Raw genomic sequence first — 17,673 nt, forward strand, 5'->3', positions numbered from 1 at the left:
GGCCCGCGCCCGCGCCCGCCGCCTCCCGGCCGAAGGCCGAGAGCGGCGGAGGGGTCACCGGCGCGGCGGTGCCCCGCCAGCGGGAGACGCCGGCGCCCGCCGCGCGCGACCAGGCGCCGCCGCTGTGGGCGAGGCGGGTCTCCGACGCCGAGCCACCCACCCCGTTCTGGCTGAGGCCGGCCGACTCCGACGACTGAGGCCATGAACCTGAACGACGACCGCCGGCGCCGCATGCTCTTCGCGGGCATCGCCGTGGTGCTGGTCCTGGCGGGCCTGTGGCTGTGGTGGCCCAGGCCCGACACCGACCCCGTGGAGCGGGACGCCGCCCCGGCGGGCCCCCCGCCCGCCACCGCCCCCGCGACCCCGCCGCCGGGCATCGACGAGCTCGTCGACCCGGAGGGCTTCGACGTCTACCGGCTGCTGCCCTTCAGCCGGGAGGACTTCGCGACCGCCGCCACCACCGCCCAGCAGTTCGTCTCCCGCTACGGGACATACCGGTACGACGAGGAACCCCAGACCTATCTGGACAGGCTCCGCCCGCTGGTGAACGATCAGGTCCATGACGACCTGCTGGCCGCCGCGTCGACACCGGGCATCCTGGAGCAGCGCAGGACCGATCAGACCGTCGCCGAGGGCAGCGCCTCGCTCAACTCCATCCGCACGATCGGCGACACCTCGATCACGTTCCTGGTCACCGGCATCCAGCAGATCACCGAGGCCGGGACCACCGGCCGCGACAGCGAGCAGTGGGCGGTGACGGTGCAGAACACCGGAGGATCCTGGCGGGTGTACTCCTTCGGCCCGGCCGACGTCGGTCAGGACGGGGAGACCGGATGAGGAAGCGCCTGCTGGTGGTCGGCGCGGTCAGCGTGTTCGGCGCGCTCTTCTTCGCGCTCCTGGTCGTCCCCACGTTCTTCGGCGCCTCCCAGTTCCTCTTCGGGGGAGGCGGCGGCCGCGGCAACTGCGTCGACACCTCCGACGCCGCCGCGCAGCCCAGTGAGGCCGAGGCGGCCAAGGGCATCCCCGAGAACTACCTCGCCCTCTACAAGAAGGCCGGCGAGGAGTACGGCATCCCGTGGAACATCCTGGCCGGCGTCGGCCGCGTCGAGACGATCCACGGCACCCTCAAGGCCGAGGGCGTCCTCAGCGGCGAGAACTACGCCGGCGCGGGCGGCCCCATGCAGTTCCTGGAACCGACGTGGAAGGCCTTCGCCGTCGACGGCGACCGCGACGGGGTGAAGAACCGCCACGACCCCGACGACGCGATCCCCGCCGCCGCCCGCTACCTCAAGCACAACAAGGCGCCCGAGAAGGTGCGCACGGCGCTGTTCCAGTACAACCACTCCTGGGACTACGTCGACGACGTGCTGGACTGGGCCGCCAAGTACGCCGCCGGCGAGTTCAAGATCATCCAGGCGGGCGGCCTGCCCGACTGCAAGGACACCGAGGGCCTGCCCGCCCACGCCGACGACGTCGTCGGCCGGATCATCGACTTCGCGCTCGCCCAGCGCGGCAAGCCCTACATCTGGGGCGGCGTCGGACCCGACGGCTACGACTGCTCCGGCCTCATGCAGATGGCCTACAAGCACGCCGGCCTGGACATCCCCCGCGTCACCTTCGACCAGTGGCCGTTCGGCGTCAGGGTCAAGGACGGCACCGAGCAGCCCGGCGACCTCGTCTTCTTCAACTCCGGCCCCGGCACCGCCCCCGGCAGGCCCGGCCACGTCGGCATGGTCATCGGCGAGAACAAGATGATCGTCGCCCGCTGCACCCAGTGCCGCCCCGCCATCGCCGTCATGCCCTACCGGATCGGCACCCTCATCGGCTTCACCCGCCCCCTCCAGCACCCCCAGGTCGCCGACCAGCTGGACAAGCTCGGCTGAGCCCGCCCGTCCCGCCGCTCCGTGGTCCCCGGAGCGCCCCCGCCGGCCCCGCATCGCCGCGGCCGGCGGGGACGGGAGGTCTGGCACACTGAACGGATGTTGCCTGACGAGCTGTTTCATCCGCTGGACCTGGACGACGCCCTGGAGGAGGCCGAGCGGGCCGGTGGACGCGCGGCGGTCGTCGGACTGCTGCAGGAGGCGCTGGACGACCCCCGGGCCAAGGGCGATGAGGCGCTGCCGGAGTACCTGGACGAGCTGATCGACCAGCTGACCGAGCTGAAGCGCTACCCCGAGGCGATCGAGGCGACCTACCGGCTGATCGGGGTGGACGAGTCCGCGCGGCTGGAGGAGCTCGGCGCGATCGCCCACCTGCACGCGCTGAACGGCGACCGCGCGCAGGCGCGCGAGCTGCTGGAGGAGCTGCGCGGCCAGGCCGAGCCGCTGGACGCGCTGATGAACACGCTGGTGCTCGCGGGCGAGCTGGACGACCCCGAGACGGCGGTCCGCTGGCTCGCCGAGGACCTGCGGCGCGGCGTCTCCGAAGGCTGGGACCCCGACCTCGTGCTGATCCACCGCGGCCACTTCCGCCGGCTGGGCGGCTCCGACGCCCGCCTGGAGGCGCTGGTCGCCGACTACCTGCCGCCCGTCGAGCAGCGCGGCACCAAACGCCTGCCGACCGGCCCCCGCTTCACCCACCCCGGCACCGACCGGCTGGAGATCGAGCGCCAGATGCGCGCCGACCTGTCCGCGCGCATCCTCACCCCCGAGGGCGACCTGATCCCCTGGCCCCCCGAGCGCAACGACCCGTGCTGGTGCGGATCGGGCGCCAAGTACAAGAAGTGCTGCGGACGTCCTACGGTGTGAGCCCCCGCTCGGTTAGGTTGCGGAGAACTCACGGGGAGGTCTCATGGTCATCGTGGTGGGCGCCGCCATCATCTCCGACGGCAGGCTGCTGGCCGCCCAGCGGGCGGCTCCGGCCTCGCTGGCCGGCGGCTGGGAGCTGCCCGGCGGCAAGGTCGACCCCGGCGAGTCCGACGAGGCCGCGCTGATCCGGGAGTGCAAGGAGGAGCTGGACGTCCTGGTCGAGCTCCTGGAGCGGGTCGAGGGCGACTGGCCGCTGGGCGAGGGCAAGGTCCTGCGGGTCTGGACGGCGCGCCTGTCGCAGGGCGAGCCCGTGGCGCTGGAGCACATGGCGCTGCGCTGGCTGGCCCCCGCCGAGCTCGGCGACGTCGCCTGGCTCCCCGGCGACCTCCCCGCCGTCGAGGCGGTACGTCCCTACCTGAGGCCTTCCGGGGCCTCCTAGCGGCGCACCTGAGGTCTTCTGAGGCGTCCCGGAACTGCGGATACGGGCCGCAGAGTGACGTGGAACACTTCGTGACGGCGGGTCAACAACCCGGGACGCACTAGAATTGTGGGGTAGACCGCTGATCTGCGCCGCCCGGTTCCGGATTCAGACCCGACTTCAGTCCTTCGGATGCGGCGAATCCCGACACGAAACCGAGCGTACTCTCATGCCCATCGCCACCCGTGACGACCTGCGAAACGTGGCCATCGTGGCCCACGTCGACCACGGCAAGACCACCCTCGTGGACGCCATGCTCTGGCAGTCCGGCGCCTTCCGCGACAACCAGTCCGTTGACGACCGGGTCATGGACTCCAACGACCTGGAGCGCGAGAAGGGCATCACCATTCTCGCCAAGAACACCGCGGTCCGCCACGGCGACCTCCTGCTGAACATCATCGACACCCCCGGCCACGCCGACTTCGGCGGCGAGGTCGAGCGCGGCCTGTCCATGGTCGACGGCGTGGTGCTGCTCGTCGACGCCTCCGAGGGCCCGCTGCCCCAGACCCGCTTCGTGCTGCGCAAGGCGCTGGGCGCCAAGATGCCGGTCATCCTGGTGATCAACAAGGTGGACCGGCCGGACGCCCGCATCGCCGAGGTCATCGACGAGGTCTACGAGCTGTTCATGGACCTCGACGCCACCGAGGAGCAGATCGACTTCCCGATCGTCTACGCCTCGGGCCGCGCCGGACGGGCCAGCCTCAACCAGCCCGCCAACGGCGAGATGCCCGACAACGAGGACCTGGAGCCGCTGTTCCAGGTGATCAAGGAGACGATCCCGGCTCCGGCCTACGACCCGTCCGCCCCGTTCCAGGCGCAGGTCACCAACCTGGACTCCTCCAGCTACCTGGGCCGCATCGCGCTGTGCCGGGTGTACAACGGCACCATCAAGAAGGGCCAGCAGGTCGCCTGGTGCAAGGGCGACGGCAGCGTCGAGCGGGTGAAGATCTCCGAGCTGCTGATGACCGAGGCGCTGGAGCGCAAGCCCGCCGAGTCCGCGGGCCCCGGCGACATCATCGCCATCGCCGGCATCTCCGAGATCATGATCGGTGAGACCCTCGCCGATCCCGAGGACCCGCGCCCGCTGCCGCTGATCACGGTGGACGAGCCCGCGATCTCCATGCTGCTGGGCACCAACACCGGCCCGCTCGCCGGCCGCGAGAAGGGCACCAAGGTCACCGCCCGCCTGGTCAAGGACCGCCTCGACCGCGAGCTGGTGGGCAACGTCTCGCTGCGGGTGCTGCCGACCGAGCGCCCCGACGCCTGGGAGGTGCAGGGCCGCGGCGAGCTGGCGCTGGCCATCCTGGTGGAGAACATGCGCCGCGAGGGCTACGAGCTGACCCTCGGCAAGCCCCGCGTGGTCACCAAGCAGGTCAACGGCAAGCTGCACGAGCCCGTCGAGCGGCTGACCGTCGACATCCCCGAGGAGTACCTCGGCGCCGTCACCCAGCTCCTGGCCGTGCGCAAGGGCCGCATGGAGCACATGACCAACCACGGCACCGGCTGGATCCGGATGGAGTTCCTGGTCCCGGCCCGCGGCCTGATCGGCTTCCGCACCGAGTTCCTCACCGAGACCCGCGGCACCGGCATCGCCCACCAGGTCTTCGAGAAGTACGAGCCGTGGTTCGGCGAGCTGCGCACCCGCCCGACCGGCTCCCTGGTCTCCGACCGCGCGGGCGTGGCCACCACGTACGCGATGTTCAACCTCCAGGAGCGCGGCACCCTGTTCGTCGACCCCTCCACCGAGGTCTACGAGGGCATGATCGTCGGCGAGAACTCCCGCGCCGACGACATGAGCATCAACATCACCAAGGAGAAGCAGAAGACCAACATCCGCTCCTCCACGGCCGAGGAGTTCGACCGCCTCACCCCGCCGAAGAAGCTCTCCATGGAAGCCGCCCTGGAGTTCATCCGCGACGACGAGTGCGTCGAGGTCACCCCCACCGCCGTCCGCCTCCGCAAGGTCATCCTCGACACCAAGGACCGCGAGCGCACCGCCGCCCGCGCCAAGCGCGCCTGACCTGCGGCGACATCGACCCGGCTCTCCGCGGAGAGCCGGGTCTTTCTCTTCGCCTTCGGGCCGCCGGCGAACGCGGAGGCGGTCAGGGGAGGGCGGGGCGGCCGGTGGTGTTGATTTCGACGGGCTTGGAGTAGGCGCGCAGGGTGTCGCCCTGGGCGGTGCCGTCGAAGACGACCTGGTATCTGGCGTCGCACCAGGTGCCGGCCTTGAACCTGAAGCGGCCCTCGGCGTCGGTGCGGCCGGTGGCGGCGATGCGCCAGGAGCCGGCGCAGAAGAAGATGACGGCGAGCTTCTGGCGGGGGTAGGGGCGGCGCTTGGGGCTCTTGGGGCCGGTGCGGTAGAGGACGCCGGTCACGGTGATCTTCTTGCCGACCTTGAGGCGGCGGGGGGTGAAGGAGACCCCGCCGAAGGAGGTCTTCCAGCGCCAGGCCTTGCGGACGGCGCTGACGGAGGGGGCGAAGCGCTCGCCGCCCGCGAAGCGCAGGCGCCACCAGCCGGGGGCGTGCGTGAAGGGGCCGAAGCGCAGGGCGCCCTGGCGGCCGGGGCGGCCGGAGGTGACCGTCCGCCACTTGCGCCTGCCGTCGGGGGAGTACTGCAGCGCGACGCTCATCGCCGCCGGGTCGCCGTCGCCGGCGCCCAGGGTGAGCCGGCCGGACGCCTTGACCTTGCGGGCCGGGGAGTAGGCGACCTTGAAGTCGTGGAGCACGGCCCTGGCCAGCACCCGGACCCGGGCGCGGGAGCTGCGGACCTCCTCGCCGTCCAGGACGAGCCCCGCCTGGAAGACGGCGCTCTCCCGCACGGGCGTCGTCACCGCGTACGAGCCGTCCGTGCGGGTGACGGCCTCGATCCCGTCCTGGCCCGCGGTGGCCAGGTCGTCGATCTCGACGGTCTCACCGGCGACCGGGAAGACGACGCCGCCCGGGGTCGTGCTCCGGAGCACCCCGCTCAACCGCACCCGCGTGCCCGCCGTGACCGACGGCTGATCGGCGAACAGGGTGAGGGTCGCGGTGGCCGGGGGAGCGGCGGCCCGCGCGGGAGCGCCGGGCAGCACGCCGATGCCGCAGGCCACGGCAGTCGTCAGGACAGGGAGGGAACGCCGCAAGATGATCTCGCCTTCACCGGGATGGCGCGATCGTATAAGCAAGCGATGACATTTCGCGCGTGTTCCCCGGTGCCGGGGCCGTGATGTCGCGGTCCGGGGGCGTGCCCCCGGACCTGCGGCGTCAGGTGAGGTGCACCGTGCCGGTGACGTCGGCGGCCAGGCGCAGGGAGTCCCCGTCCTGGAGGAAGGCCTCCACGCCGGGGGAGAGGCGCTCGCCGTTGACGAACGTGCCGTTGGTGGAGCGCTCGTCGCGGACCTTGGCCACCCCGCCCTGGTCCACCCAGACCGTCGCGTGCTTGCGCGAGACGTTGTCGTACTGGGTGAAGGTGGAGGCGGCCGGGGACTGCCCGGCGTCGCGGCCGAGGATCAGCTGCTGGCCCGCGGTGACCTTCAGCTCCCCGGTGGGGAAGCTCAGGCGCAGCGTCGGGCCCCCCATGCCGCCGGGCCGCAGCGGCTTGAGGCAGACGTTGCACTGGGCCGCGGCCGGGTTGGCCAGCACGCTCTCGCAGTGCGGGCACATCGCGGCGGTGCTGTCCTGCGGCGGCATCAGCGTGCCGTCGCGGGCGGGCGGCGGGTCCAGATGGCCCGGACGGCGTCCGTACGGGTCCTGGGGCTGCCCGTAGCCCTGCTGGCCGTACCCCTGCTGCGGCTGCCCGTAGCCCTGCTGAGGCTGGCCGTACGGGTCCTGCTGGCCGTACCCCTGCTGCGGCTGCCCGTAAGGGTCCTGGGGGGCCTGCTGGCCGTACCCCTGCTGGGGCTGGGCGTACGGGTCCTGCCCGCCGGGCTGCTGCCCGTAGCCCTGCTGCTGGCCGTAACCGCCCTGGGGGGCGGGCTGGCCGAGCTGGTTGGGCTGGCTGTACGGGTCCTGTCCGCCGGGCTGGGCGTACGGGTCCTGCCCTGCGGGCTGCTGGCCGTACGGGTCCTGCGCGGGCTGCCCGTAGCCCTGCTGAGGCTGTCCGAGCGGCGGCTGGGGCTGGTTGTACGGGTCCTGGGGCTGCTGGCCGTAGCCGGCGCCCTGGGGGCCCTGCTGGCCGAGCTGGTTGGGCTGGCCCTGCTGCTGGCCGTACGGGTCCTGCTGGCCGTAGCCCTGCTGAGGCTGGCCGTACGGGTCCTGTGCGGGCTGGGCGTAAGGGTCCTGTCCGCCGGGCTGGGCGTAGGGGTCCTGCCCTGCGGGCTGCTGGCCGTACGGGTCCTGCGCGGGCTGCCCGTAGCCCTGCTGCTGGGGCTGCTGCCCGTACCCCTGCTGCGGCTGGGCGTACGGGTCCTGCCCGCCGGGCTGCTGGCCGTAGCCCTGCTGAGGCTGGCCGTACGGGTCCTGTGCGGGCTGGCCGTACTGTGCGGGCTGGCCGTAGGGATCCTGCCCGCCGGGCTGGCCGTAGCCGCCCGCCGGACCCGGCTGCGACGCGTACGGCTGCTCCGAGGGAGCCGGCCGCCGACGGCGCCCGCGGGTGAGGTTGTTCCCGCAGGTCATGCAGATCAGGTCGCCAGGATTGTGCGGGGTCTGACAGACCTCGCAGGTCAGAGTCTCCATGAGGCCTCCCCGGCTCGTACTCCCGCCCCGTCCAGCACCGCGCTCAGACGATCCATGTCGCCTCGGCGCGGGATGCCGATGTAGTACACCCGCCGTCCTTCCGCACCGTCCTCGACGCACACCTGCATGCGCCGCCCGTCCATCTCGTCCGTCTCATACCGCCGGCGCCCGAGAGGGGACAGCGGTGTGAGTCGCTGGTTCGCCGATCCCCGGAGCGGGGATCCGTCGTTGAGCCGCTCCACGTACGGACCGGTCACCACAGCGTCGCACAGTTTAAGGATGTCCCGCGACTCCGGATCCCGGGAGAGCCTCGAGATTACATATCCGGAATAGACCAAGATGTCCAGCGCGCGTGACCTGCGCCACTCCTGGAGGCCCTCCAGCAGCTCCCGCAGCGCTCCCACCTGCTGGAACGGCTCTCCGCCGGAGATGGTGACCCCGTCCAGCACCGGCAGGCCCGCCAGCCACTCCAGGACCGCCGCGACCGGAACCCGGTGGCTCTCGTCGGCCTCCCAGGTGTCCCGGGACAGGCAGCCGGGGCAGGCCAGCGTGCAGCCCTGGAACCAGATCCCGGCCCGCACCCCCGGCCCCAGCGCGGTCACCGGGTGGTGCAGCTTGGCCAGCAGGACCGAGCCGCCGCCGCTCACGGCTCCTCTTCGGCGTCGTCGGGGGGCGTGGAGCCCAGCTCCAGCTCCACGATGCTGCCCTCGCGCCGGACGCTGCGCACCGTGACCCGCGTCCCGGCGGGCAGGTCGAGCTCGAACAGCGCGCGGGCCAGCGGGTTGACGAAGTGCGACTCCAGCGCCATGCCGATGCCGCGGCCGCCCTTGTCGAGCTCGCCGGTGCACCACTCGCGCAGCGTGCCCATCACCTCCGACTTGACGGCCAGGCTGAGCCGGTGCTCCTCGGTGACCCGGCGGCAGATGTTCGCCAGCTGCAGGTCGAAGATCTTCGACGCCGCCTCGGCGCCGATGAAGTTGAAGACGATCACGTTGTCGCCGAGCCGGTTGAGCAGCTCGGGCCGGTTGAGCGTCGAGGTGAAGTGGTCGGAGATCGCGCTCTTGATCCGGTGCTCGATCTCGGCGTACCCCAGGCCGGGCGTGACCGTGGCCGAGCCCAGGTTCGAGGTGAAGATCAGGATCGACTCGGAGAAGTGCACGGTGTGGCCGCGCCCGTCGGTCAGCCGCCCGTCCTCCAGGATCTGCAGGAACTTGTCGAGGATGCGCGGGTGCGCCTTCTCGATCTCGTCGAAGAGGATCACCCGGAACGGGTCCTCGCGCACCGCGTTGGTCAGCTCGCCGCCCGCCTCGTGGCCGATGTAGCCGGGCGGGGCGCCGATCAGCCGGTCGCCGGCGCCCTCGGCGGAGAACTCCGACATGTCGAAGCGCAGGTACGCCGAGTCGTCGCCGAACACCAGCTCGGTGATCGACTTGGCGAGCTCGGTCTTGCCGGTGCCGGTCGGGCCGGCGAAGAACAGCACGCCGCGCGGCCGCGAGCCGGACTTGGTGGCCTGCGCCCCCGACAGGCCCAGCACCGCCCGCTTGAGGATGTCGAGGGTCTTGGTGACGGCCTGGGGCTGGCCCAGGACCCGTTCGGGCACCCGGCGCTCGCCGTCCAGCACCCGGCGGCGCAGGTGGCCGCGCGACCACGGGTTGTCCAGGACGCCCAGCTTGTAGGTGCGCACCGCGTCCGGCAGCTCGGCCAGGTCGACGTTGCGCTCCTTGGCCAGCCGGGTGACCTCGATCATCGACTGGAGGGTCAGCCCGTCGGCCTGCTCGGCGAAGGCGTCGCACGCCTCGGCGGCGCTCTGGTCGGTCTCGGGGTCGGCGGCGAACGCGCGGGCCAGCAGCCGCGCCGTCACCTGCCGGTCGCCCAGGTGCGGGCGGGGCAGCGTCAGCTCGCGGATGGCGTCGTTCTCGGCGGCCAGCCAGGCCGGGAGGTCGCCGGGGCGCTCCACCAGCCACAGGATCGGGTTGTAGAACGGCTTGGGCCGCACCCCCGGCGCCCGGACGGGGCGCGCGGAGCGGGAGAGCTTCTCGCAGAAGCGGAAGAAGTCGCGTTCGGGGGGCTGGAGGTCGGTGGGGGAGGCGCCGATCCGGGACGCGCCCTCGATGAGGAAGGCCGCGCGGATCTGCTCGGTGGGCCTGGCCAGCGCCGCCAGGTACTTGGTGAGCCCCTCCAGGGACGGCTTGGCGTCCCACTTGCCGAGCAGCTTCTCGGCGGCGGCGTGGGCGTCGTCGTCCTCGGGGAAGACGCGCAGCCCGTCGACCACGTCGTAGACGAGCATGCAGGACACCCCGCTGGACTGCAGCGCCTCCCACAGCAGCTCGCGCAGCGGCAGCAGCGCCGTCTCGCCCCCGTTGGGGAAGAGGAAGCTGTCGTAGAGGTTGCCCGAGAGCACGTACTGGGAGTGCACCGACAGCGTCGCGTCGAGCTCCCGGACGAAAGGCGGCCAGCCCATGAGGCGGCCGCCGAGGGTTGGCTGGTCAGTGCTCACGTCGGCGTTCCCTCGGCTTGTTCTTCTGCTGCGTGGTGGTCGACGTCGATTGTGCACCCAACGGGAGCTCCTCGGCGCCGGGCTCCAGCCGCCAGGTGAGCTCCATGTTCAGGCCGTCCTCGCGCAGCCGCTCCTTGGCCGCCTCGAAGGCCTCGCACCACTCCCTTTCGCGCTCGGCGTCGCGGCGCCGGTCGTCCTCGCTCAGCGCCGGGCGGGTGCGCATCATCTTGGCGCGCAGGGTGGAGTCGTCCAGCTGCATCCGGACGGCCTGGTCGGGCCAGGCGGAGCGGGTCAGCAGCAGCGAGCCCTCCATGGGGACGAAGGTGGAGAAGCCGGTGTCGACCTGGTAGCCGAGCTCTTCGAAGGTCTGCGTGATGGTCGCCAGGATGTACCGGCGCTCGGCCTCGGCCTGGGCCAGGCGGTCCTGCTCCAGCGCCCAGGCCCTGAGGCGCTCGCGTTCGGCCCTGACGTTGCGGCCTGCCTCCTGGACGCGCAGCCGCACCTCGGTGAGCATCGCCTCGGCCTCGGCGTCCGTGGTGGCCCGGGCGACGCGCCCGGCCGCCTCCCGGACGCGCAGGCGGTCGGCCTCGGCGGTGTCGTGGGGGAGCCGGGAGAGGACGCGGGCGAGGTCCTCGCCGCGGTCCGCGGGGGCCTTGAGCTCCCGGGCGGTGCGGCGTCCGAGCTCCTCGGCGAGGGCGCTCTCGGCGCGGGCGAGCGCCTCGTCGGCGGCGGCGCACCAGGAGACGAGCACCTCGTACTCCTCCTCGCCGGTGAACTCCAGCTCCTCGGGGAGGGGCACGGCGGCCTGCTCCCGGCGCCGGACGTCGCCGAGCGCCCGGATCCGGGCGTTGCGGTCGATGACCTCGCGCAGCGCACGCTCGTACCGCTCGACCTCGGCGAGCGCCTCGGCCCGCCCGCCCGCCTTCTTCTCGGCGAGCGCGGCCAGCACCTCGGCCGTCTTCGCCCCGGCGCCGGCGCCCGCGCCGAGCAGCCGGTTCATCCCCAGGCTGGCGATCACCGCGGCGTCCAGGACGATCTCCGCCTCCACGCCACTGCTCAACTGCGCCCCTTTCCCGGCCCGTACGCGCGTACGGGTCAGCCCTCTATGACTTCCTTGCGGCGCGCGGAGTTCGCCTCACGCCACCGATGGCTTCGCACACCCCCGCCGAGCGCGTGGCCGACCGTCGCCACCGCGACCAGCAGCAGCCACAGCAACCAGGCCAGCGAGCTGAGGACCGAGACCAGCACGAGCAGCATCAGCACGGGGATCATCGCCGCCAGCAGCGCCACCCCGCATCCGCGCACGCCCGTCCGCCGCGCGGTGTTCGACACCGCCTGCGAGGTCTTGGACAGCCCGCCGCTGACGACCTTCCCGCCCTTGGCCAGCGCCGCCCACGGCCCGCCCGCCAGGTAGTCGGCGCCCTGCTGGTGGGCGAGCGCGACCTCCACGGCCGCCGAGACGAGCCAGGCGAGCGCGCCCGCGGCCAGCATCAGGCCGAGCGGCACCTCGGAGGCCCGCTGCACGCCTCCGACACCGGCCGTCTCGCCCGGCTGGGTCTCCCCGGCCATCGCGGCGACCACGAAGCTCCCGGCGCTCCACAGCGCCAGGAAGGCCAGCGACCACAGGACGGCCCTGACCCGTGCCGCGCTCCGCCCGGCCTTCCTCTTGTTCTCCCGCTGCTCCCACAACGCCGCACGGCCCTCGGCCCGGTAGGCGTCGGCGGCCGCGTCCACACCGTCGGGCAGCCGTGCGCCGTCCGGCGGACGCGTTCCGTACGGCCGCTGCGCGCCGGAGGACGATGACGCCTGCGGCGGCACGTACGGCCGGACCGGCTCCGCGGCCTCCTCCTGGACGGCCGGGGCCTCGCCCCGCAGCCACGCCATGATCTGCGCGTAGCCCCACCGCCGCCGCGGGTCGCGCGTGAGCAGGCCCTGGCAGAGCAGCCGCAGATGCGGGTCCTGCACGTCGTCGTTCTCGATGGCCCGCGTGGCCAGATGGTCGACGACGACCGTCTCGCTCAGCCCGTCGAACGGCCTGCGGCCGGTGATGAGCTCGCGTGCGATCATCCCGAGCGACCACCAGTCGCGCGCCGGGGACACCTGCCCCGACAACGACTCCGGCGCCGCGTAGGCGAGCGTCCGCGACGCGGAGGCGAACACCACGCTCTGCTCCAGCACCCGGCTGAGCCCGAAGTCGGCGATGACGAGCTCGCTCCCGCGCACCAGCACGTTCTCGGGCTTGAGGTCGCGGTGCACGATGCCGACGTCGTGCAGGGCCTTGAGCCCCTCGGCGAGCTGCGCCACGGCCGCCGTCGGATCCACCCGGCGGCCCTGCGACAACGCCTTCAGATTCCCCTCGGGCAGGTACTCGAGGATCTCGTAGTCCCGCCCGTCGGCGTGCCCCGTCTCCAGCACCCGCACCACGTACCGCGACGTCAGCCGCGGCAGCGCCTCCCACACCTCGCGATCGGCCGAATACCCCCGCCGATAGATCTTGACGACGTACCGCTGCTCTCCACCGGAGTGCTCCCGCACCAGCAGCAGGTCGGACTCCGCCCCCTGGACCGGAAGCTCCCCCTCGACGGCGAACCGCGATCCGAGCACTCCCGGCAACCGCACCAGGGAGTCTCCCCCCGCCTGCTGCGCCCCCTGCGCATCCCGGCTGGTGACTCCCGGATCCCGTCGTGTCCACTGCGGGTCGTCCACGCCGCGAGCCTACAGCCCCCGAACCCGGACGCACCCGACACGACCGCACCCTGCCGGACCGTGTTCCCTTACTCCGCCGGACGCGCGGCGCGGGGGCGGTCAGCCCAGCGCCCATTCGCCGGTCTGGGGGGCCATGCCGCTGTCCAGGGCGATCTGGAGGGTCACGGGGCGGACGCCCTTGGGCGCCTCGAAGACGAGGTAGCCCTTGCGCTTCTTGCCGGGCGCCATCTTCACCAGGTCGACGACCGGGCCCGCGGCGATCTCGGTGACGAGGATCGTGTTGTACTTCTGGCCCTCGGCGTCCAGCAGGACCGACCCGTTGGTGAGGGAGTCGTCGTAGACCGCGGTGCCGACGTTCTCCAGCGCGAGCTGCACGCCGACGAACCGCATGCCCTTGCGGGTGGGCTTGGAGCCGTCCGTGCTCCTGACGGTCCTGGGCGGTTTGAGCACCGTGATCGCGACCTTCAGGTTCTCGTCGGTGCCCTTCAGAGTGATCTTGTCGCCGACCTTCGCGACCTGCCGCGCCTGCTGCGGCGCCTCGTCGCCGGGCCGGTCCGGGCTGGTCGTCACCTCCGAGGCGGCGCATCCGGACGCGCCCAGCGCGAGCGCGGCGACCAAGGCGACAAAACGCTTCTTCATGGTTTTCTCCGAAACACGGGTCAACACCTGAGCAAGCCGAGTCTGGAGCGTGCCGTGCGCACGCTCTGTGTTGGCTGACGCAGGTGATCGACTTTCGGGAATTCCAGGAATTCCGGGAATCGTCAGCGGGACACGGAGACCGGGACGGGGGGCAGGTCGGCTATCTCGGCCGTGGTGGCGGGGGCGGAGGGGAGCTGGACGAGGGCCCAGAAGTGCTTGGTCTCGTTCGCCTCGAACTCGTTGGCGCCGATCCAGACTCCGGAAGCGGCGGAGCACAGGCAGAGGGCGGCTCGTGAGCTGCTGCCCTGCACCACGTAGCGGGACGTTCAGTTCGTGATGAGCCCGGTCTCCCAGGCCCAGGCCGCGATCTCGACGCGGTTGCGGGCGGGGAGCTTGGCCTGCACGTTCCCCAGGTGCGTCTTCACCGTGCCGACCGTGACGGACAGCGCGGCGGCGACCTCGGCGTTGGTGAGCCCTCTGGCGACGAGCCGGACGACCTCCGTCTCGCGGGACGACAGCTCCACCTGCGGCCTGCGCGGGGCGGGCGCAGTGCCCTGGAACCTGCGCAGCAGCCGCAGGGTGATGGACGGGCTGATGAGCGCGTCCCCCGACGCGGCGGCCCGGACGGCCTCCACCAGCAGAGCGGGCCCGGCGTCCTTGAGGATGAAGCCGTGCGCGCCGCCGTGCAGCGCACGGTGGACGTACTCGTCATCGTCGAAGGTCGTCAGGACGACGACCTTCGGCGGGTCGGCGACGCCCGGCCGGTTGAGCAGGCGCAGCGCCTCCAGGCCGTCCAGGCGGGGCATGCGGATGTCCATGAGCACCACGTCGGGACGGTGCCGGGCGGCCAGTTCCACCGCCTGCACGCCGTCCTCGGCCTCCGCGACGACCTCGATGCCGTCCTCGGCGGCGAGGATCATCCCGAAGCCGGTGCGGACCATGGCCTGGTCGTCGGCGACCAGCACCCGGATCGTCACAGGGCGCCCTCCACCGGGAGGGACGCCTCGACGGTCCAGCCGCCGTCCGGTCCGGGCCCCGCCCGCAACACGCCGCCGACCATGGACACCCGCTCCTCCAACCCCTTGAGCCCGAATCCTCCGCCCATACCGTGGCGCCTCCGCCCGTCGTCGCGCACACGCACGGTCACCCGATCCGGCGCACGGTCCACCAGGACCTCGACCTCCGTGCAGCCGAGGCCGTGTTTACGCACGTTCGTCAACGCCTCCATGACCACCCGGTGCACGGTTCCGGCCACTTCCAGCGGTAGTTCCCCGCCGTTCTCCGGCTCGACGAGTCGCGCCTTCGCCCCGTCCGGCAGGGAGAACTCCGCAACGAGGGACCGCACCGACGCCATCCCCGGCGACGCGGTGTGCGCGAGACCTTCGCCGGACTCCCGCAGCATCCCCACCATGCGGCGCATCGATGCCAGAGCCTCGACCCCGGCCCTCTCGATCTCCTCCAGCGAGGGCAAGACGAGTTCCGGCTTCTTCGCCGCGATGGAGCGCGCCCCCTGCGCCTGCACGACGATGCCCGTCACGTGATGGGCGACGAAGTCGTGCAGATCCCGGGCGAATTCGGCGCGCTGCTCCAGCCGTACGGTCTCCTCCCGCCGCCGTCTGTCCACCGCGAACAGCCGCCCCGCGAGCCCGGCCCCCGCCGCCGTCATCGCGGCCAGCGCGAAGAACAGGGCGAGGATCACCCCGACGTCCTGCACTCCGATCGCCAGCGGCCGCAGCACGATCGCCGCGACCAGCACCGGCGCGGCCAAGGCGGCGCTCACCATGGATCCCCGCCACGCGACGAGCGCCAGCAGGACGAGCAGAACAGCCGGCTCGGTGAACCCGAACGCGTCCGATGCCGAGGATTCCGCCCCCGAAACGGAGCGGAGGACAGCCGTCCCGGCCAACGACACCAGCCCGGCCGCACCCGAGGCCACCGATAGGCCGCGACCTTCCCATCGGTGGGAGACGAGGAGGATCACGGTGACCGCCGCCGCACACCCCAGCTTGAGGCCGCCCGAGTCTTCTCGGAACAGGCCGCCTCGCAGGTCGAGCAGCCCTCCGAAGAGCACCAAGGCCGCCGCGGCCGCCGCGGCGAGCCGTCCCCCAGATCTCATGCCGGTGAGGCTAACCGCATTCCGCAGGTCAGAGGCTCTGCCGAAAGTCGTAGAGCACGCGGAGAAGCTCGCCCTTTCGGGAGATCCGGAGCGCGGGGCCACCGGCCGAGACTCGTCGGCGACAAGGACCCCGAACCAAGGATCACACCGGTGAACATCGATTTCGAGCTCGGTTCCACGCTCGTCCTGGGCCCGCTCCTGGTGGCGTTCTGCGCCCTCACGGCCGTCCGAGCCGCCCGCAGGCGTCCCGGCTGGACGGGAGGACACGCCGCCGTTCGCCTCGCCGCGGCCTTCTACACGGCGGCCGTCCTCGACCTCACGATCTTTCCCATCGCCGTCACCTACGGCGAATACGCCAACCAGACCCCCTGGTACAGCCTGGTCAACTTCATCCCGCTGCTCGTCGCCGACCTGACGTTCGTGCCCAACGTGCTCATGCTGCTGCCGCTGGGCTTCCTCCTCCCGCTCATGACGGCCGGACCCGTCTCCCTGAAGCGGGCCACGGGTCTGGCCTTCCTCGCCTCGCTCACCATCGAGGCGGCACAGCTCCTGTGCTACCTGCTGTTCAACAACGGCCGCTCCGTCGACGTCAACGACCTGATCGCCAACACCCTCGGCGGCGCGCTCGGCTACCTGGCCTACCGCCTGGCGGTTCGCATCCCGTCCTTGAACGCCCTCCTGAACCGCCTGACCCTGCCGGCCGCAAAATGCTTTGTGCGGTGAATCGGCGTTTTCCTAGGATCGCCGGATGGGGCGCATCGTCATCGTGGGTGACATTCACGGGTGTTTCGAGGAGCTGCTCGAACTGCTGGAGAAGGTCGCCCTCCGTCCGGACGATCTGCTGATCAGCGTCGGTGACCTGGTGGACCGCGGGCCGGATCCCGGTGCGGTGGTCGAGTACTTCCGGGGGCGTCCGAACTCCGTCGTGCTGATGGGCAACCACGAGCGCAAGCATGTGCGGGGGGTCTTCTCCTACGCGCAGGAGATCACGTGCCTGCAGGTCGGCGACCGTTATGCCGAGATGGTCGACTGGATGCGGACGCTGCCCTACTACTTCGAGAACGAGCGGGTCCGCGTCGTCCATGCCGCGATGGTGCCGGGGGTGCCGCTGGCGTCACAGCGGGAGGAGGTCCTCTGCGGTTCGACGCGCGGGGATCGGGAGCTGGCGGCGCTGTTCCCCGACGGTCACTGGCACGACCATTACACCGACGCCGTGCCGGTCGTGTTCGGCCACCACGTCACCGGCCGGGAGCCTCTGATCCGCGACGGCAGGGTCTTTGGCCTCGACACCGGTGCCTGCCACGGCTGGAATCTGACAGCCCTGTGCGTCCCGGGATTCACGGTCCACGCGGTCCCGGCGCGCGCCGACCACTGGGCGGCGGCCAAACGCCGGTGGCAGCTGCCCGTCCTGAAGAGCAGGCCGTGGCTCGACCACACCTGGCCGGAACTGGATCAGGCGGTCGAGCGGTTCGCCGCCTCCCCCTCCTCCGACGCCGCCGTACGCCGCTGGCTGGAGGCGCTCGACGGATGGGCCGCGGATCTGCGGTCGCGGTTTCCCGCCCTGGTCGCCGCGGCGCGGCGCGTCGCGGGCGAGTTCACGGCGGACGAGCTGCGCCTGCACCCCGCCGCGCCGGTCCTCTTCCAGGCGCGCGGCGGGCGCCTCGACCCGGTGGCACTGGCCCGGCGGTGCCCGACGCCGCGCAGGACCATCGACCTGGCGGCCGCGCTGGGCCTGAGCCTGCCCGGACCTCCGGCCTGAGCCTGCCGGGCCCGCCGGGGCCTCCCGGACGGTACGGCGAGTCCACTTAGACACTATTGTCCTTTTGGTTCGGGGCAG

At 72.1% G+C, this 17,673-nt stretch carries 18 protein-coding genes; 8 read left to right on the forward strand and 10 right to left on the reverse strand.

The window, feature by feature from the left end:
* The 6 genes from ABD140_RS30570 to typA all read left to right on the forward strand — a co-directional run.
* Positions 1 to 197 (forward strand): hypothetical protein (locus ABD140_RS30570; RefSeq protein WP_344244639.1); only part of this gene is annotated, 197 nt, incomplete at its 5' end.
* A gap of 4 nt (positions 198 to 201) precedes the next feature.
* Entirely contained in the window at positions 202 to 837 is a 636-nt protein-coding gene (locus ABD140_RS30575; protein ID WP_344244641.1) for a hypothetical protein, read from the forward strand.
* On the forward strand, positions 834 to 1,883 hold the full coding sequence (locus ABD140_RS30580) for a C40 family peptidase (protein ID WP_344244643.1): 1,050 nt from the start codon (positions 834 to 836) through the stop codon (positions 1,881 to 1,883). The genes ABD140_RS30575 and ABD140_RS30580 overlap by 4 nt, the downstream gene beginning before the upstream one ends.
* 96 nt (positions 1,884 to 1,979) lie before the next feature.
* Positions 1,980 to 2,747, forward strand: coding sequence for an SEC-C metal-binding domain-containing protein (locus ABD140_RS30585; RefSeq protein WP_344244645.1), 768 nt, complete (start codon positions 1,980 to 1,982; stop codon positions 2,745 to 2,747).
* A 43-nt stretch (positions 2,748 to 2,790) separates the two neighbouring features.
* A complete protein-coding gene (locus ABD140_RS30590; RefSeq protein WP_344244647.1) occupies positions 2,791 to 3,186 on the forward strand; it encodes a (deoxy)nucleoside triphosphate pyrophosphohydrolase in 396 nt (131 codons plus the stop codon).
* 208 nt (positions 3,187 to 3,394) lie between these two features.
* Entirely contained in the window at positions 3,395 to 5,245 is a 1,851-nt protein-coding gene (gene typA, locus ABD140_RS30595) for a translational GTPase TypA (RefSeq protein WP_344244649.1), read from the forward strand.
* Between the two features lie 82 nt (positions 5,246 to 5,327).
* Here typA and ABD140_RS30600 read toward each other — a convergent pair whose 3' ends face one another.
* The 10 genes from ABD140_RS30600 to ABD140_RS30645 all read right to left on the reverse strand — a co-directional run bounded on the left by ABD140_RS30600 (position 5,328) and on the right by ABD140_RS30645 (position 15,836).
* Positions 5,328 to 6,347 (reverse strand): hypothetical protein, encoded by a 1,020-nt coding sequence (locus tag ABD140_RS30600; RefSeq protein WP_344244651.1) that lies wholly within the window; start codon positions 6,345 to 6,347, stop codon positions 5,328 to 5,330.
* Positions 6,348 to 6,468: 121 nt separating this feature from the next.
* Positions 6,469 to 7,878, reverse strand: coding sequence for an FHA domain-containing protein (locus tag ABD140_RS30605; protein WP_344244653.1), 1,410 nt, complete (start codon positions 7,876 to 7,878; stop codon positions 6,469 to 6,471).
* The gene (locus ABD140_RS30610) at positions 7,866 to 8,525 is read right to left on the reverse strand and encodes a 4Fe-4S single cluster domain-containing protein (protein ID WP_344244655.1); all 660 of its coding nucleotides are present in this window, start codon (positions 8,523 to 8,525) and stop codon (positions 7,866 to 7,868) included. The genes ABD140_RS30605 and ABD140_RS30610 overlap by 13 nt, the downstream gene beginning before the upstream one ends.
* The gene (locus ABD140_RS30615) at positions 8,522 to 10,375 is read right to left on the reverse strand and encodes an AAA family ATPase (protein ID WP_344244657.1); all 1,854 of its coding nucleotides are present in this window, start codon (positions 10,373 to 10,375) and stop codon (positions 8,522 to 8,524) included. The genes ABD140_RS30610 and ABD140_RS30615 overlap by 4 nt, the downstream gene beginning before the upstream one ends.
* Complete coding sequence (locus ABD140_RS30620) at positions 10,365 to 11,435, reverse strand: response regulator receiver protein (RefSeq protein ID WP_344244659.1); 1,071 nt, start codon at positions 11,433 to 11,435, stop codon at positions 10,365 to 10,367. Before ABD140_RS30620 ends, ABD140_RS30615 begins: the two co-directional genes overlap by 11 nt.
* Before the next feature lie 35 nt (positions 11,436 to 11,470).
* Positions 11,471 to 13,081, reverse strand: a complete 1,611-nt coding sequence (locus ABD140_RS30625) for a protein kinase domain-containing protein (RefSeq protein WP_344244661.1) — start codon at positions 13,079 to 13,081, stop codon at positions 11,471 to 11,473.
* A gap of 99 nt (positions 13,082 to 13,180) precedes the next feature.
* On the reverse strand, positions 13,181 to 13,720 hold the full coding sequence (locus ABD140_RS30630; RefSeq protein WP_344244663.1) for a DUF4352 domain-containing protein: 540 nt from the start codon (positions 13,718 to 13,720) through the stop codon (positions 13,181 to 13,183).
* 122 nt (positions 13,721 to 13,842) lie between these two features.
* Positions 13,843 to 14,034, reverse strand: a complete 192-nt coding sequence (locus ABD140_RS30635; protein ID WP_344244665.1) for a hypothetical protein — start codon at positions 14,032 to 14,034, stop codon at positions 13,843 to 13,845.
* A 12-nt stretch (positions 14,035 to 14,046) separates the two neighbouring features.
* Positions 14,047 to 14,697, reverse strand: coding sequence for a response regulator (locus ABD140_RS30640; protein ID WP_344244667.1), 651 nt, complete (start codon positions 14,695 to 14,697; stop codon positions 14,047 to 14,049).
* Positions 14,694 to 15,836, reverse strand: a complete 1,143-nt coding sequence (locus ABD140_RS30645; protein WP_344244669.1) for a sensor histidine kinase — start codon at positions 15,834 to 15,836, stop codon at positions 14,694 to 14,696. Before ABD140_RS30645 ends, ABD140_RS30640 begins: the two co-directional genes overlap by 4 nt.
* A 150-nt stretch (positions 15,837 to 15,986) precedes the next feature.
* Here ABD140_RS30645 and ABD140_RS30650 point away from each other — a divergent pair, with 150 nt between their 5' ends.
* Both ABD140_RS30650 and ABD140_RS30655 read left to right on the forward strand, forming a co-directional pair.
* Positions 15,987 to 16,559: a VanZ family protein gene (locus ABD140_RS30650; protein ID WP_344244671.1), complete on the forward strand. Its 573-nt coding sequence runs from the start codon at positions 15,987 to 15,989 to the stop codon at positions 16,557 to 16,559.
* 25 nt (positions 16,560 to 16,584) lie between these two features.
* Positions 16,585 to 17,595 (forward strand): metallophosphoesterase, encoded by a 1,011-nt coding sequence (locus ABD140_RS30655; RefSeq protein WP_344244673.1) that lies wholly within the window; start codon positions 16,585 to 16,587, stop codon positions 17,593 to 17,595.
* Positions 17,596 to 17,673 lie beyond the last annotated feature (78 nt).

Source organism: Actinocorallia libanotica, assembly GCF_039525175.1.
GTDB classification, from domain to species: Bacteria; Actinomycetota; Actinomycetes; order Streptosporangiales; family Streptosporangiaceae; genus Actinocorallia; species Actinocorallia libanotica.

Coding starts and splice junctions, on each gene's coding strand:
- ABD140_RS30585 (WP_344244645.1), top strand. CDS start 1,980: ATGTTGCCTGACGAGCTGTTTCATCCGCTGGACCTGGACGACGCCCTG.
- ABD140_RS30645 (WP_344244669.1), bottom strand. CDS start 15,836: ATGAGATCTGGGGGACGGCTCGCCGCGGCGGCCGCGGCGGCCTTGGTG.
- ABD140_RS30630 (WP_344244663.1), bottom strand. CDS start 13,720: ATGAAGAAGCGTTTTGTCGCCTTGGTCGCCGCGCTCGCGCTGGGCGCG.
- ABD140_RS30605 (WP_344244653.1), bottom strand. CDS start 7,878: ATGGAGACTCTGACCTGCGAGGTCTGTCAGACCCCGCACAATCCTGGC.
- ABD140_RS30655 (WP_344244673.1), top strand. CDS start 16,585: ATGGGGCGCATCGTCATCGTGGGTGACATTCACGGGTGTTTCGAGGAG.
- ABD140_RS30575 (WP_344244641.1), top strand. CDS start 202: ATGAACCTGAACGACGACCGCCGGCGCCGCATGCTCTTCGCGGGCATC.
- typA (WP_344244649.1), top strand. CDS start 3,395: ATGCCCATCGCCACCCGTGACGACCTGCGAAACGTGGCCATCGTGGCC.
- ABD140_RS30590 (WP_344244647.1), top strand. CDS start 2,791: ATGGTCATCGTGGTGGGCGCCGCCATCATCTCCGACGGCAGGCTGCTG.
- ABD140_RS30580 (WP_344244643.1), top strand. CDS start 834: ATGAGGAAGCGCCTGCTGGTGGTCGGCGCGGTCAGCGTGTTCGGCGCG.